Raw genomic sequence first — 14,753 nt, forward strand, 5'->3', positions numbered from 1 at the left:
AGCCGGCAGGGCCGACGCTATTGGGGATCGGGCGCCCAGACCGGCAGGCCGGTCAGGTCGAGCTTGTCGTCGCGGCGCCAGACAGGCAGGCCGGAGTTGTCGGTTTCGTCGATCAGGCAGAGTTGTTCTTGCTTGAGCGAGCTGCGGCGGGGACGAGGGCCGGTGCGTTTGGGTTCGGTGACCGTATCGAGCGGCGCTGCCGGCTCGAAACCAGGCAGGTCGAACGTTGCGTGGTCTTTCTTGTCTCTCATCCTCTGCCTTCGAGGTTGCATTTTGTTGCCATAGAAAACAAAAGCCCGGCTCTGTGAGTCGGGCTTTTGTATTGAATTGGTTGCGGGGACAGGATTTGAACCTGTGACCTTCGGGTTATGAGCCCGACGAGCTGCCAGACTGCTCCACCCCGCAGCGCAATTATAGCGCGCTGCGCAGCAATATGCAATGCGCGACGTGCAGAGGGGGTAAATCCCTCAAATGGCGCTGCTGCGCAGGCGCCACAGCGACGTGACTTCCTGCGAGCGCGCCGCGTGCAGCGGATCGTCGGCATCGGTCGCGCGCGGGTGCACGGGCCGCGTGTCGTGGCGCTCGATCACTTCCAGGCCGCCCGCCGCAATCCATCCAAGCAACTGATCACGGCTGCGCAAGCCCAGGTGCTCGGCAAAGTCCGACATGATCAGCCAGCCTTCGCCACCTGCCTCCAGATGGGCACCGAGGCCCGCCAGGAACGCGCGCAGCATGCGGCTGTCCGGATCGTAGATCGCATACTCGATCGCCGAACTCGGCTTGCCCGGGAGCCACGGTGGATTGCAGACCACCAGCGGCGCGCGGCCTTCCGGGAACAGGTCGGTCTGCGCGATCTCGACTTGTGTGCCCAGGCCCAGCCGTTCGATGTTCGCGCGAGCGCAGCCCAGCGCCCGCGGGTCGACCTCGGTGGCCAGCACGGCTAGGCCGCGCCGCGCCAGCACGGCCGACAGCACGCCGGTGCCGGCGCCGATGTCGAATGCGCGCTGCGCGCCGGCAGGCAGCGGCGCCTGGGCGACCAGCTCGACGTATTCGCCGCGCACGGGCGAGAACACGCCGTACCACGGGTGGATGCGGTCGTTCAGCGCCGGAATCATGACGCCCTTGCTGCGCCATTCGTGGGCGCCGATCACGCCCAGCAGCTCACGCAGCGAAGCGACATACGGCGCGTCGACCGGGCCGTAGGCTTCGAGGCACGCCTGCTGCGCATCGGGCGCACGGCGCAGGGGGATGCTGTGGTCGGCCTCGAACGGCAGCACCAGCATCGCCAGCGTACGGGCGCGTTGCAACTGGGACAGGCGATGGCGGTGGAAGGCTTCGAGTGGCGTGGGCGCTGCCTTGCCGGCCTTGGCGCGGCGTGGCCGCTCGCCCTTGTGGTCGATCCGGCGCGCGAGCGCCTGCACCAGCTGGCGGGCGTTCTGGAAGTCGCCGCGCCACAGCAGCGCCGTGCCGTTGAGCGCGAGCCGGTAGGCGGCGTCAGCGCTCATGGTGTCGTCGGCCAGCACGACTTTTTTTGGCGCGGGCCAGCCGCTCTCCGAGCGCCAGACGGCCGAGCGTTCGACGCCGTCCTCGACCCATTCGATGCGTGCCATCGCTTGATCCCTCTTATTGGTGATATTAGTGATGGTGGTTCCAGTTGCCATCGCTCGAGGCTAGGTAGGACGCCACGGCGTCCGCATTGCCGGTGGCGTGGCGCTTGACTTCACCGCAGCCGCAGATGCCCTGGTAAGGCTGGATGTGCGAGCAGGCGGAGACTTTTTGCAGATAAACGGTGACTGGCTTGGTGCACTTTGCGCACTTGAACGTCAGGGTACGGGCTGGTTTCATGATCACGGAGCAGGTAAAGGAAAGGAGGGCGGCATTTTACACCGCCTGACTCGGTTTCATTCGACCACCACGGCGCTGCTGCCGCCACCCGCCGGGCGCACCAGCACCTTGGTTGCGATGCGCTCGGTCATCTCCTGCACGTGCGAGATCACGCCCACCTTGCGGCCCAACGACTGCAGCGCGTCCAGGGCATCCATTGCCACGCCCAGCGTTTCGCTGTCGAGGCTGCCGAAGCCTTCATCGATGAACAGCGACTCGACCCGCACCCGGTTCGACGACAGCGAAGCCAGCCCTAGCGCCAGCGCGAGCGACACAAGGAACGATTCGCCACCGGACAGCGAATTGACCGAGCGCACTTCGCCGCCCATGTCCTGGTCGCGCACCATCAGCGCCAGCGACGGCATGCCCGCGTAACTGACGCGCTCGAGGCGATAGCGTTTGGCCAGCTGCGCCAGGTGCGCATTGGCATAGCCAAGCAACACGTCGAGTGTGAACTGCTGCGCGTAGTTGCGGAACTTCTTGCCGTCGCTCGAACCGATCAGCTCCGACAGCTTGCCCCAGCGCTGCTCCTGCACCTGTTGCCCCTCGATCTCGCGGAGGCTCGATGCCGCGGCCACGCGCCGCTCATCGTCCTGCATGACGCGCAAGCGCGCCGAGGTCGACGCTTCGATGGCCGCATGGCGCTCGGCCTGGATCGCGTCGAACGCCGCGGTGACGGCCTCAACCGGCTGGCCGTCCGGCGGGGCCGAGGCCAGATGCGCCAGACGCTGGGCGCGCCGCTCGCTCAGGATCGTGCTGGCCTGGCCGACCTCGGTGTCGATCGCGTTCAGGGCCGTGCGTTCCTGCGCCAGCCACGCGGCGCCCACTTGCAGCAGGCGGGCCAGCGCATCCAGATTGGCGATGTCGTCCACGCCGTCGGGATTCTTGCGGTAGTCCTCCAGCCAGTCGGCCAGGGCGGTGGCTGCAGCCGCGCCGGCGCTGTCGAGTTGCGCGACCCGCTCGACGAGACCGGACAGTGCAGTGCGCGCCGTCGTTTCGCCCTGTGCCGCGTGCTGCGCCACCAGCTGGCGCGCCGCGAGCGCTTCGCGCGCGCCGGTGACGGCGGCGTTCAGTTCGCGCTCGACGTCGCGTGCCGGTCGGCCGGCCCACAGGGCGGCGCGCGCCGTGCGTTTCTGCGTGAGCTCGGCGTCGATGCGTTCGAAGTCGAGCGCACTGCGCGCGCTGGCCGCATCGATCTCGGCGATGCGTGTGGCCAGCGCCGTCGTTTCCACGTCCAGTGTCGTAATCGTGGCCGTGGCGCGGGCCAGTGCGTCGGTTTGCTCACGCCACGCGGCGGCTTCCTGCGCACGCGCCGCGCGCCAGGTGGCCGGATCGCGCCGCCATGCCGCTTGCCAGCCATCGCCATGCGCATCGGCCAGCGGGGCGTCGAGTTCGGCCAGCAGCGCATCCAGCTGCGCGCTTGCTGCCTCGTGGCGCAGCGTATGGATCTTGAGCGCGGCCTGCAGCCCGGCTGCGGCCTCGCGCCCGGCTTCTGCTGCCGAGCGCAGGCGCGCCAGATCGGACTGGGCAGCGTCGACCTCGTGCTGCGCCGCGTCGCGGGCGGCGGCAGCGGCGCGCCACTGTTGTTCTTGCCGGGCCAACGCGTCCAACGCGTCGCGCAGCGCGCTGCGCTGTGCGACGAACCAGTCGGCGCGTTCGTCGGCCGGCGGCGCGGCCGCCGCCAGCGGGTCGGCGTGCCAGGCTTGCTCGAGGCTGGCGACGCGCGTGGCGAGCGTGCTGCGTTCCTGCGCCAGCGCCGCCAGCCGCTCGTGCGCCGCGCCCGCTGCCGCCGCATGCTGCGCCTGCAGCGCGTTGTTGTCGCGCACGCGCAGGCGGCAGCCGTCGACCTCGGCGCGCAGGCTGGCCAGCATGTTCTTCAGCGGCGCGGCCTGATGGGCATACGGGTGCTCGTGCGCCCCGCAGACGGGGCAGGGCGCGTCGTCCTCCAGGTTCGCACGCAACTGTTCGACATCCGCTGCGCATGCGAGTTCCGCTGCCGCCAGCGAGCGCTCGGCCTGTGTCATGGCTGCTTCCAGCGCCGGGGCGCCAGCGCGTGCCTCAGCCAGTCCCTGTTCGGCGCTGGAGCGCGCCGTCTCGACGCGATCGACGTCGCGCGCGAGGCCAGCCAGCGTGGCGTGCGCGGCCGCCAGGTCGGTCCAGCTGCGCTCGGCCTGCGTCAGGCGCTCGCGGCGCACATCGAGAGCCTGGCGCTCCGCGCCGATCGCATCGGCATCCAAGCCGGCCAGCGCCGCCATTGCGGCGCGGCGTGTCGCCTCCAGCGCATCGAGGCGTGCGGTGCTGGCCGCCAGCGCGCTCGTGGCTTGCGCTTCGCGTTCGGCAGCGCCCAGTGCCTGGGCCTGGATTCTCTCTGCCGCCGCCTGGTTGGCGGCGAGCGTGGCAAGCGTGTCTTCGCCCTGGCGCAGCAGGCGTTCCCATTGGCCCCAGGCGCCGGCCACCGCGTCCAGGCGCGACTGGGCTGCGAGCCAGGCGGCAGCGCCATCGCGGGCTTGCTGCGCACGTGCCAGTGCAGTTGATTTGACCTGACGCTGCTCGCGCGCCTGGCGCGCTTGCGTGCGCGCGGCGTCGAGCGCCGACTGTGCCTGCGCGTGGTTCGGCGCCAGTGTCGTCAGCGCCGCATCGAGCGCCTTGGCATCGTCCAGTTGCGGCGTTGCTGTACGCAGTGCTGCTTCGGCGGCGTCCAGCTGCGCGGTGGCCGCGTCGGTTTCGGCCACGCTGGTGCGTCGCACCTCCAGCGCGGCCGCCAGCTGGGCCTGCGTCGTCTCGATGGCCGAATGGGCTTGTCGGCGCTCGGCTTCGAGGCGCTGCACTTCCAGGCTCAAAGGGCGCGCCGTCTGCACCGCGTCGAGCGTGGCCAGGCGCTGGCGCCGCTCGCCGGCGTCCGCGCGCTGCGCGTTGGCCGCCGCCAATACTTGCTCGGCCTGCGCTTCGCCGCGCGTGAGCTTGTCCTGTTCCTGGTGCCAGCGCAGTTGCCCCTCGAGCAGGGCGTGGCGATCGTCCAGCGCTTGCCGGGCCAGGTCGGCATTCGTGCGTTCGGTGTCCAGCAGCCCGCGGTCTTCCGGCGACAGCGGGGCGGCATTGGCCAATTTGGATTGCAGGACCTGCGTGCGGACCTGTTCGGCCTTGTAGCGCTCGAATGCCCGGCGTGAGATGTCGCTGTAGATCGTCGTGCCGGTGAGCGTTTCGAGCAGTTCGCCGCGTTCGTTTTCGTCGGTCTTCAAAAACGCCGAGAATTCGTTCTGGGCCAGCAGCACAGCGCGCGTAAACTGTTCGAACGACAGGCCGATGCATTGTACGATCTCTGCCGCGGCTTCCGTGTTGGTGCCGCCCACAGGGATCAGTTCGGGCAGCCGGTTCAGTGAAATTTTGACCGGTTGCAGTGCGCCGTTCGGTTTGTTGCGCGAGCGCCGCACGGCCCAGCGGGCGCGGTAGCGGCGGTCATCGCTTCCCACGAAGTCGACCTCGGCCCAGCCTTCGGCCGCGCCCCGGCGCAGCAGCGTGCGGGCATCCTGCGCGGTGACGGTTTCTTCGCCGACATCGGGCAGGCGCGTGCTCGAACGCTTCAGCAGGCGTGGCGTGTCGCCATACAGCGCCAGGCACAGCGCGTCGAGCAGGGTGCTCTTGCCGGCGCCGGTCGGGCCGCTGATGGCAAACAGGCCGGCGGAGGCGAGCGGTTCGGATTCGAAATCGATGGCGAATTCGCCCGCCAGCGAAGCGAGGTTCTTGCCGCTGATGCGCAGGATCTTCATCGCGGCTCGCCTTCCACCGCGTGGAACAGCTCGGCAAACGACGCGATCTGTTCGGGCGGTGCCTCTGCGCCGTATTTTTGCAGCCACAGGCGGCGGAACACATCGTCCGGTTGCAGCTGCGCCAGTTGATCCAGGCTCAGCGCGAGTTCCGTGTCGTCGATGGCCACGTGCTTGCGCGTCGGTTCGATCTTGGCCAGGCGCACGGGCTTGCCGGCCAGTACTGCCTCGATGCGCGCGCGCAGGCCGGGTTCCGGGCCATCGAGCAGCACCCTGACTTCGAGAAAAGGCCAGGCATGCTGCGGCAGGTCGGGATCGAGTTCGAGCGCCTCCAGGGCCGCGAGTGCTTCGTCGAGCGGTGCGGGTTTGGCCGGCACCCGCAGCAAGGCGACCGCGCGTGGCACGAACAGCGGCGTGATTTCCACCGCATGATCTCCTTCCAGGTCGATCCGCAGCACTTGATGCTGGTAATTGACTTCGGAAAACGACAGCGGCAGCGGACTGCCGCTGTAGCGCACGTTCTCGCGCCCGCCAACCTTCTGGGCCAGGTGCAGATGGCCCAGCGCTGCATAGGCGATGCCCGGGTCGAACATGCTGCTGGGCAGCGCCTCGGTGCCGCCGATGACGATGCGGCGCTCGGAGTCGAGCGACGCCTGGCCATCGACCATATGGCAGTGGCCCATGGCGATGATGGCTTGGCCGTCCGTGGCGCGCTCGCGCGCCAGCGCATACGCCTGGCGGTACAGCAGGGTCGTGCCCTGCAGATACGGATCGAGGCCTGGCGCATTGCTGGCTGCCTCGCTGGCCGCATCCCCCGCCGCAGCGCGCAGGCGTGGCACATCGCCAGGGCGCAGGAACGGCACGGCCAGGCACCAGGCGGCAACCTTGCCGTCGCGGTCATGCAGCGGCACCAGCAGACGGTCGAGGTCGACTTCGCCATCGCTGCTGCGCAGCACGTTGCCCACGACAATCGTGCCATAGGCCTCGAGCAGCGGCGTGGGCGCTTCCAGCCGGCCGGCGGAATCGTGGTTGCCCGCGATGACCACCACCTGCAAGTGGGGAACGCGGCTGCGGGCCTGCTGCAGGAAGCGGTACAGCTGGCGATGCGCGGCCGACGACGGATTGGCGTTATCGAAAATATCGCCCGCGATCAGCAGCACGTCGATGCGCTCTGCGTCCAGCGTCCCGACCAGCCAGTCGAGGAAGCACTGGTGTTCGTGGATCCGGTCGAAATTGTGCAGGGTCTGGCCAAGATGCCAGTCGGAGGTGTGCAGCAGCCGCATGGAAGGTTCTACCGTTGGGAAAGCCGAAATCGGGGCCTACTATAACGCAGCCGGCGACCCGTCGTGGCGCGCCGTGCAATACCATCTCGCAAGCATGTTGTGTGGGGAAATTCGTTGTGCCTGACCCCGCTCTTGTTGTCAAATCGCATTTGACGAACATCAAACCTGGCCAGGACCGTGTCTCTACACTAGCTAGTTCTTGTCGCCGGCTACTACTACAAAATCCATCGCCGGCTACCCCGACACCCGCATCCCCAGCCGCTCCGGCATGGCCTCCCATGTGCGCTGGCGGCGCATTGAGAGGAGACATCATGCTCACTTCCACCTACACACTGGTGGCGCTGTCCGTTGAACAGGCCCGGGTACGCGTCGATTTGCAGGCGCTGCTCGACCGCTGGCGGCCCGCCGCCTGGTGGGGCGAGCCGCCAGCGGCGCACCAGTACCAGGCGGCATGCGACGCGCTGCGCCAGGTCAGCGACGCGTGCCAGTGGCGCAAGCTCGACAAGTTCGTGCTGCCGGCACTGCGCCGGCGTGGCGCCGATGCCGGCGTACTGCTGGCCGAACTCGATGCGCTGAGCCGGCGCGCCAACGCGGCGCGCATGGCGGCCCAGGCCGCCGCTGCCGAAGGCGATCCCGGGTGCCTGGCAGCGCTCGAAGCCTGCTGCGAACTGCTGCTCGAGCGCCTCGAACGCGAAGAGATTGAGTTGCTGCCGCTGGCGCGCACACTCATTCCCGGCGACCACTGGTTCACGATCGCCAATCAGATGCTGGCCCACGACACGGTGCAGAACGAACACCGTGACGCGGGGCGCGGCATCGTGCGTGCCAGGCTTCCTACAGAAGTTTCAACCAGGAAATCGCCCGCTTTGCCACCTGTCGTGCCCATCGTGAATTAGCCGCTACAGCAGGGCGTGCGCGCCGGTTGACGCCATGTTCTTTGCTATGATGGCAGTTTTAGCGGTGCGAATTTCCTATGTTCGATTTTCTCTTCAAGCGGCAGGGCAGCAAGCCGGCCGCGTCCGGCGAGCAACAGGGCGCCGCCAAGCCGGCCCCGGCAAAATCGGGTGCAGCCCAGCCCCCCGTTAGCAAGACCGGTGGCAAGGCCGGTAGCAAAGCCGATAACAAGGCCAAGGCGGCCGCAGCCGCCGCTGCCGAGCAGGCGGCAAACCAGGCCGCAGCGCAGGCTGCCGAAGCGCGCGCCGCCGTGGCCAGCGCCCGCGAGCGCCAGGCCGCGCAGCTCAAGGCGCTCGGCAGCGACGAAGCCGCCGCTGCCGAGTTCATCCTGCAATCCCCGTTTTCCGAATTGCGCCTGGCCGCCGCCGAGCTGCTCCATGGTCGCGAGCACCTCGAGCGCGTGTATGGCGCGATGCGCAATGTCGACCGCCGCGTTGCCAAGCTCGTGCATGGCCGGCTGGATGCGATCCGCCATCATGAAGCCGAACTGCGCCGTGCTGAAGACACGCTGGCGCAGGCGCGCGCCATGCTGGCCGATGCGTTGCTCACACCCAACCACGTTGGCGAACTCGACCGCAAATGGTCGGTCATCCGCGCGCCCGAACTCGCTGCCGACTTCGAGGCCGTGCGCGCCCAGCTTGGCGCCCGTCTCGAAGCGCAGGTCCAGTTGCAGCGCGCCATGATCGATCGCCTGACGACGCTGCGCCAGCTCGACGGACAGGGGCTGGACGCCGCCGCGCTCGGCGAGGCGCTGGCCCGTCTGCAGCAGGAACAGACAGCGGCACTGGCCGATCCTGGACACCCATCACTGCCGCGCGCGCTGGTCGGCGAGGTGAGCAATGAAATGGCACGCTTGACCGCCAGCCTGGCCACCGCCGAGAAGGATGCCGCAGCGCTGACGGCCCGTGACGCGGCACTCACCGCGTGGGCGGCGCAGCCGCAAGAAGCATTGACGCCGGATGCCCTGCGCCGCGACTGGCAGCGCCTGCCGGCCATGCCTGCCAACGCCGCCGCTACTGAAGCGTTGCAAGCACGTTTCGACGCCTTGCTCGCGTCGTTACCGCAAGCAATCCGCAAGCCGAAAGCAGTTCAGGCTGCAGCGCCAGCCGATAGCGGCGCCGCGCCCGCCAAAGACAAGGGGGCCGACCAGGCCTTCCTCGACCAAATGGACGCGCTCGAAGCTGCCCTGCAGCAGGGCTCGCTCGGCACCGCCGCGGAAATCGACAAATCGCTGAAGGACGCCAAGGACAAGGGCGTGCGCCTGACGGGCGCCCAGCTCGAGCACCTGACCCATCTGCGCGCCGACCTGAAGCGCTTGTCCGACTGGGCGCGCTGGGGCGGCAATGTGTCGCGCGAAGAATTGATCAAGACGGTCGAGACGCTGGCCACGCAGAACCTGGCGATGGGCGAACTGGCCAAGAAGGTTGGCAGCATGCGCGAGCGCTGGAAGGCGCTCGACACCTTGTCCGGCCCGGCGCCGCGCAGCCTGTGGGAGCGCTTCGACGCCGCCTGCAGCGCTGCCTACGCACCGGCCGCCGCACATTTCCGCCAGCTGGCCGACGAGCGTCATGCGAATGCCGCGCGCGGCCAGGCGCTGGTCGACGAAGCCCAGGCCGAGATCGCCAACCTGCAGCAGGACAATGCCGACTGGAAGCACGTGTCGGCCACTGTCCAGCGCCTGCGTACGGCCTGGAGCCATCTGGGCGCGGTCGACCGCAAGGAAAAGAAACGTCTCGACGGCTTGTTCTCCGAGGCACTGACCACGTTGCAGCGTCCGCTGGAAAACCAGCGCAAGGTCGAAGTTGCCGTGCGCGAACAACTGATTGAAGAAGTCCACAAGCTCGACCCGAACGAACGGCATGCGGTCGACATGCTGCGCGAATTGCAGAGCCGCTGGCAAGACCATGCGCGCGCGCTGCCGCTCGAACGCAAGGCCGAGCAGGCGCTGTGGCAGCGTTTCCGCGCCGCCTGCGACGCGCTGTTTGCGGCCCGCAAGGAGCACGCTCACGCGGCCGACAGCGAACGGCGCACCCACGAAGCGGCCAAGGAAGCGCTGTGCGCCCGTCTCGAAGCGGCAGCGCTCGATGCCACGCCTTCCAACGTCGCCAGGATGCTGCGCGAAGCGGCCGCCGAATGGCAGGCGATCGGTCCGGTGCCGCGCGCCCACGAGGCGCGTGTTGAGGGGCGTTATCAGGCGGCCGTGGCCCAGGTGCAGGCCCAGGTAGCCGAGGTGCGGCGCGCCGCCGACACGGTCCTGGCCGGCGTCGTGCGCGACAAGCTGCGCCTGATCCAGGCGCTCGAAACGGCGCTCGCCGATCCGGACAGCAATGCCGGCACCCACACGCAGGGTGACGACTGGCGCGCCCGCTGGGCGGCACTGGCGCCCGTGGACGGTGGTTACGAGCCGATCCTGCAGAAGCGTTTTGACGCGGCGCTGGCGGCGCTCGAAGGCGACCGCGCCGCGTATGCGCGCCAGCTTCAGGAAAACCGGCCGCGCCTGTTGAACGATCTGCTGCGCCTGGAGATCGCCGCCGGGATCGACAGCGGCGCCGAATTCGCCCGCGACCGCCTGCGCCTGCAGGTCGAGGTGCTGCAAAGCTCCCTCAAGTCGGGCCAGAAGCCGGGTGGCAATACGGCTGAACTGCGCGCATTGCTGGCGCTGCCGGCCCTGACCGACGTGCGCACCGAAACGCGCATTGAGTGTCTGATGCTGCGCCAGCCCAAGGAGGCGTCATGAACAATGTGCGTGTGCAAACCGGTGACTTCGACCTCGGCCTTGAAGTCGCGCGCCTGCGCGAGGGCGATGCCCGCGTCGGCGCCGTCGTGGCATTCGTCGGCACCGTGCGCGACCTGAACGATGGCGCGCAGGTCGCGGCGATGGAACTCGAACACTATCCCGGCATGACCGAGAAAGCGCTCGACGACATCGCGGCCCAGGCCGCGGCGCGCTGGCCGCTGTTCGCCACCCTGGTCATCCACCGCGTGGGGCCGCTGCTGCCGCTCGATCAGATCGTGCTCGTGGCCGTCACCGCGGCGCACCGGGGCGATGCATTTGCGGCCTGCGAATTCATCATGGATTACCTGAAGACGGAAGCGCCGTTCTGGAAGAAGGAAGACACGCCGGACGGCGCGCGCTGGGTCGATGCGCGCGTGACGGACGATACAGCGCGGGCGCGGTGGCAAGCCCGCTGAATTTTCTCGCGATCGGGCTCGGCGCCGCCATCGGTGCCTGGCTGCGCTGGGGCCTGGGCCTGTGGCTGGGCAGCCTGCACGGCTTTGTCCAGATCGGCACGCTGGCCGCTAACCTGCTCGGTGGCTTCCTGATCGGCTGCGCGCTCGCGTTCTTTGCCGACCAGCCCGGACTGGCGCCGCACTGGCGCCTGTTCATCATTACCGGCTTCCTGGGTGGCTTGACGACCTTTTCCAGCTTCAGTGGTGAATCGATGACGCTGCTGCAGCGCGGCGACATTGGCTGGGCGCTGGCGCACACGGCATTGCACGTGATCGGCTCGCTCTTGTGCTGCATGGCCGGTTTCGCGCTGCTGCGTACCCTGCGCGGGTAAAGTCGGCAGGGCAGGGCGGTTTTCCCGGATACCGCACCTGTGGCCCCGTTGAAGCATGCTAGAGTTCCCGTCGAGTAATTACACAGGAGCTCGAGCATGAATACCAATTACCGGCCGACCGCGGCCTTCGTCGGCGCCTCCTGGGGCGCGCTCATCATCGGCATGGCGGCCTATCTGATCGGCCTCTGGAACGCCCAGATGCAGCTCAATGAAAAAGGCTACTACCTCGTGCTGCTTCTGTACGGCCTGTTCGCTGCGATTTCTCTGCAAAAAACGGTGCGCGACCGTGCGGAAGGTTTGCCGGTCACGGGCCTGTATGCGTCGCTGTGCTGGTTCTCGCTGATGGCATCGATCGGACTGCTGGGCGTGGGCCTCGTCAACGCCACGCTGGCGCTGAGCGAAAAGGGTTTTTATGCGATGTCGTTTGCGCTGTCGCTGTTTGCCGTGGTTGCCGTGCAAAAGAACGTGCGCGATCTGCAAGCCGCCGGGCCAGCGCCCGAGTCCAAGTTGTCTGACAGCTAAGTTCTTTCCTGCTTGTAGGTGTTTTTCTTACGCGCGGCGCTACGCCGCGCTTGAAAAGCATCTCGTCATCCCAATCTTGTATCGCAACCAAGAACAAACTCAGGAGTCACACCATGCGACAAGATAAATTGACGACCAAGCTCCAGGAAGCGCTGGCAGATGCCCAGAGCCTGGCGGTCGGCAACGACAACCAATACATTGAAACGGTCCACTTGCTAGTGGCGCTGTTGAACCAGGACGACGGCAGTGCGCGTTCGCTGCTGCAGCGCGCCGGCGTGAACGTCGGCGCGCTGTCCAATGCGCTGAAGGCGTCGCTCGAGCGCCAGCCCAAGGTCACCGGTACTGGCGGCAACGTCCAGGTCGGGCGCGACCTGATGGGCCTGTTGAACCTGGCCGATCGCGAAGCGCAAAAGCGCGGCGACGGCTTCGTCTCGTCCGAGATGATCCTGCTGGCGCTGCTGGAAGACAAGTCCGACGCCGGTCGCCTGGCGCGTGAAAACGGCTTGGCGAAGAAGTCGCTCGAGTCAGCGATCCAGGCAGTGCGCGGTGGCGAAAGCGTCAATTCGCCTGAAGCCGAAGGCCAGCGCGAGTCGCTCAAGAAATACACGCTCGACCTGACCGAGCGTGCCCGCGCCGGCAAGCTGGACCCCGTGATCGGCCGCGACGATGAAATTCGCCGCGCGATCCAGGTGCTGCAGCGTCGCAGCAAGAACAACCCCGTGCTGATCGGTGAGCCGGGCGTGGGCAAGACCGCCATCGTTGAAGGCCTGGCGCAGCGAATTGTCAATGGCGAAGTGCCCGATTCGCTCAAGGGCAAGCGCGTGCTGTCGCTCGACATGGCCTCGCTCCTGGCCGGCGCGAAGTTCCGCGGCGAATTTGAAGAGCGCCTGAAAAGCGTGCTGAAAGAGCTGGCGCAGGACGAAGGCCAGACGATCGTCTTCATTGACGAGCTGCACACGATGGTTGGCGCTGGCAAGGCGGAAGGCGCGATGGACGCCGGCAATATGCTCAAGCCGGCGCTGGCGCGCGGCGAGCTGCACTGCGTCGGTGCGACCACGCTCGACGAGTACCGCAAGTATGTCGAAAAGGACGCCGCGCTCGAGCGCCGCTTCCAGAAGATCATCGTCGACGAGCCAAGTGTCGAGGCGACGATTGCCATCCTGCGCGGGCTGCAGGAGAAATACGAACTGCACCACCAGGTCGACATCACCGACGCGGCGATCATCGCGGCGGCCGAGCTGTCGCACCGCTACATCACCGACCGCTTCTTGCCCGACAAGGCCATCGACCTGATCGACGAAGCGGCGGCCAAGATCAAGATCGAGATCGATTCGAAGCCCGAAGTCATGGACCGCCTCGAGCGGCGCATGATCCAGCTGAAGATCGAGCGCGAAGCCGTGCGCCGCGAAACCGACGAAGCATCGCAGCGCCGCCTCGAGCTGCTGGGCGAGGAAATCGTGCGCCTTGAGCGCGAGTACAACGACTTCGAAGAAATCCTGAAGGCCGAGAAGGCCGCGGTGCAGGGCACTACGCATATCAAGGAAGAGATCGAGCGCATCCGCTACCAGATGGAAGAAGCGCGTCGCCAGAGCAATTGGCAGCAGGCCTCCGAGCTGCAATATGGCCGCTTGCCGGAACTCGAAGCGCAACTGCGTGACGCTGAGGCGAGCACCGCGCGCGCCGAACTCGATGGCCAGAAGCCCAAGCTGCTGCGCACGCAGGTTGGCGCTGAGGAAATTGCCGAAGTGGTTTCGCGCGCAACGGGCATTCCTGTGACGCGCATGCTGCAGGGCGAGCGCGACAAGCTGCTGCACATCGAGGACGAGCTGCACAAGCGCGTCGTGGGCCAGGACGAAGCCATCGAAGCCGTGTCGGACGCGATCCGCCGTTCGCGTGCGGGCCTGTCGGACCCGGATCGCCCGTATGGCTCGTTCATGTTCCTGGGGCCGACCGGTGTCGGTAAAACCGAGCTGTGCAAGGCGCTGGCCGGCTTCCTGTTCGATACGCAGGACGCGATGATCCGCATCGACATGAGCGAATTCATGGAGAAGCATTCGGTTGCCCGCCTGATCGGCGCGCCACCGGGCTACGTCGGCTATGAAGAGGGCGGTTACCTGACCGAAGCCGTGCGGCGCAAACCGTACAGCGTGATCCTGCTCGACGAGATCGAAAAGGCGCACCCGGATGTGTTCAATGTGCTGCTGCAGGTGCTGGACGATGGCCGCATGACCGATGGCCAGGGCCGCACGGTCGACTTCAAGAACACGGTGATCGTGATGACGTCGAACCTCGGTTCGCACCGAATCCAGGCAATGGAAAGCGATGAGCCGGCCGTCGTGAAGATGGCGGTAATGGCCGAGGTACGCGGGCATTTCCGCCCCGAGTTCATCAACCGCATCGACGAGATCGTCGTGTTCCATGCGCTCGACGAGAAGAACATCGGCGCCATTGCCCGCATCCAGCTGCAGATCCTGGAAGCGCGCCTGGCCAAGATGGACATGACGCTCGACATCGACGAAGAGGCGCTGCAAAAGATTGCCGAAGCAGGCTACGACCCGGTGTATGGCGCACGTCCGCTCAAGCGCGCGATCCAGCAGCAGATCGAGAATCCGCTGTCGAAAGCGATCCTGTCGGGCCGCTTCGGACCGAAGGACGTGATTCCGGTGCGGGTGCGGGGTGGCGAGCTGACCTTCGGCGAGCAGACGGTCGAACTGGCGAAGTAAGCCGGTGCGGTTGATATGAAAAGGGCGCGGCAATTGCCGCGCCCTTTGTCGTTTCTTGAC

The 14,753-nt window shown here is 67.2% G+C and carries 11 protein-coding genes and 1 tRNA gene; 6 read left to right on the plus strand and 6 right to left on the minus strand.

What is annotated here, in order from left to right; all coding sequences use genetic code 11:
- Nucleotides 1–17 precede the first annotated feature (17 nt).
- The 6 genes from HD842_RS22950 to HD842_RS22975 all read right to left on the minus strand — a co-directional run bounded on the left by HD842_RS22950 (nt 18) and on the right by HD842_RS22975 (nt 6,931).
- The gene (locus tag HD842_RS22950) at nt 18–251 is read right to left on the minus strand and encodes a hypothetical protein (protein ID WP_183558164.1); all 234 of its coding nucleotides are present in this window, start codon (nt 249–251) and stop codon (nt 18–20) included.
- 77 nt (nt 252–328) lie between these two features.
- Nucleotides 329–405 (minus strand) — tRNA-Met (locus tag HD842_RS22955).
- A 62-nt stretch (nt 406–467) separates the two neighbouring features.
- Nucleotides 468–1,610 (minus strand): methyltransferase, encoded by a 1,143-nt coding sequence (locus tag HD842_RS22960; protein ID WP_183558167.1) that lies wholly within the window; start codon nt 1,608–1,610, stop codon nt 468–470.
- 25 nt (nt 1,611–1,635) lie between these two features.
- Nucleotides 1,636–1,845: a hypothetical protein gene (locus HD842_RS22965; protein ID WP_183558170.1), complete on the minus strand. Its 210-nt coding sequence runs from the start codon at nt 1,843–1,845 to the stop codon at nt 1,636–1,638.
- A gap of 56 nt (nt 1,846–1,901) precedes the next feature.
- Entirely contained in the window at nt 1,902–5,651 is a 3,750-nt protein-coding gene (locus HD842_RS22970) for an AAA family ATPase (protein ID WP_183558173.1), read from the minus strand.
- Nucleotides 5,648–6,931, minus strand: a complete 1,284-nt coding sequence (locus HD842_RS22975) for an exonuclease SbcCD subunit D C-terminal domain-containing protein (protein WP_183558176.1) — start codon at nt 6,929–6,931, stop codon at nt 5,648–5,650. Before HD842_RS22975 ends, HD842_RS22970 begins: the two co-directional genes overlap by 4 nt.
- 311 nt (nt 6,932–7,242) lie before the next feature.
- Here HD842_RS22975 and HD842_RS22980 point away from each other — a divergent pair, with 311 nt between their 5' ends.
- The 6 genes from HD842_RS22980 (at nt 7,243) to clpB (ending at nt 14,693) form a co-directional block, all read left to right on the plus strand.
- Nucleotides 7,243–7,827 carry a hypothetical protein gene (locus HD842_RS22980; protein WP_183558178.1) on the plus strand — a complete coding sequence of 195 codons (585 nt, stop codon included), beginning with the start codon at nt 7,243–7,245 and terminating at the stop codon, nt 7,825–7,827.
- 77 nt (nt 7,828–7,904) lie between these two features.
- A complete protein-coding gene (locus HD842_RS22985; RefSeq protein ID WP_183558180.1) occupies nt 7,905–10,622 on the plus strand; it encodes a DUF349 domain-containing protein in 2,718 nt (905 codons plus the stop codon).
- Complete coding sequence (gene moaE / locus HD842_RS22990; protein WP_183558183.1) at nt 10,619–11,077, plus strand: molybdopterin synthase catalytic subunit MoaE; 459 nt, start codon at nt 10,619–10,621, stop codon at nt 11,075–11,077. Before HD842_RS22985 ends, moaE begins: the two co-directional genes overlap by 4 nt.
- A complete protein-coding gene (crcB, locus tag HD842_RS22995; protein ID WP_370660880.1) occupies nt 11,062–11,448 on the plus strand; it encodes a fluoride efflux transporter CrcB in 387 nt (128 codons plus the stop codon). Before moaE ends, crcB begins: the two co-directional genes overlap by 16 nt.
- Before the next feature lie 96 nt (nt 11,449–11,544).
- Nucleotides 11,545–11,970: an inner membrane protein YiaA gene (gene yiaA, locus HD842_RS23000; RefSeq protein WP_183558186.1), complete on the plus strand. Its 426-nt coding sequence runs from the start codon at nt 11,545–11,547 to the stop codon at nt 11,968–11,970.
- Nucleotides 11,971–12,083: 113 nt separating this feature from the next.
- Nucleotides 12,084–14,693, plus strand: coding sequence for an ATP-dependent chaperone ClpB (gene clpB, locus HD842_RS23005; protein ID WP_183558189.1), 2,610 nt, complete (start codon nt 12,084–12,086; stop codon nt 14,691–14,693).
- Nucleotides 14,694–14,753: the final 60 nt, after the last annotated feature.

Source organism: Massilia aurea (assembly GCF_014200505.1).
GTDB lineage: Bacteria > Pseudomonadota > Gammaproteobacteria > Burkholderiales > Burkholderiaceae_D > Telluria > Telluria aurea_B.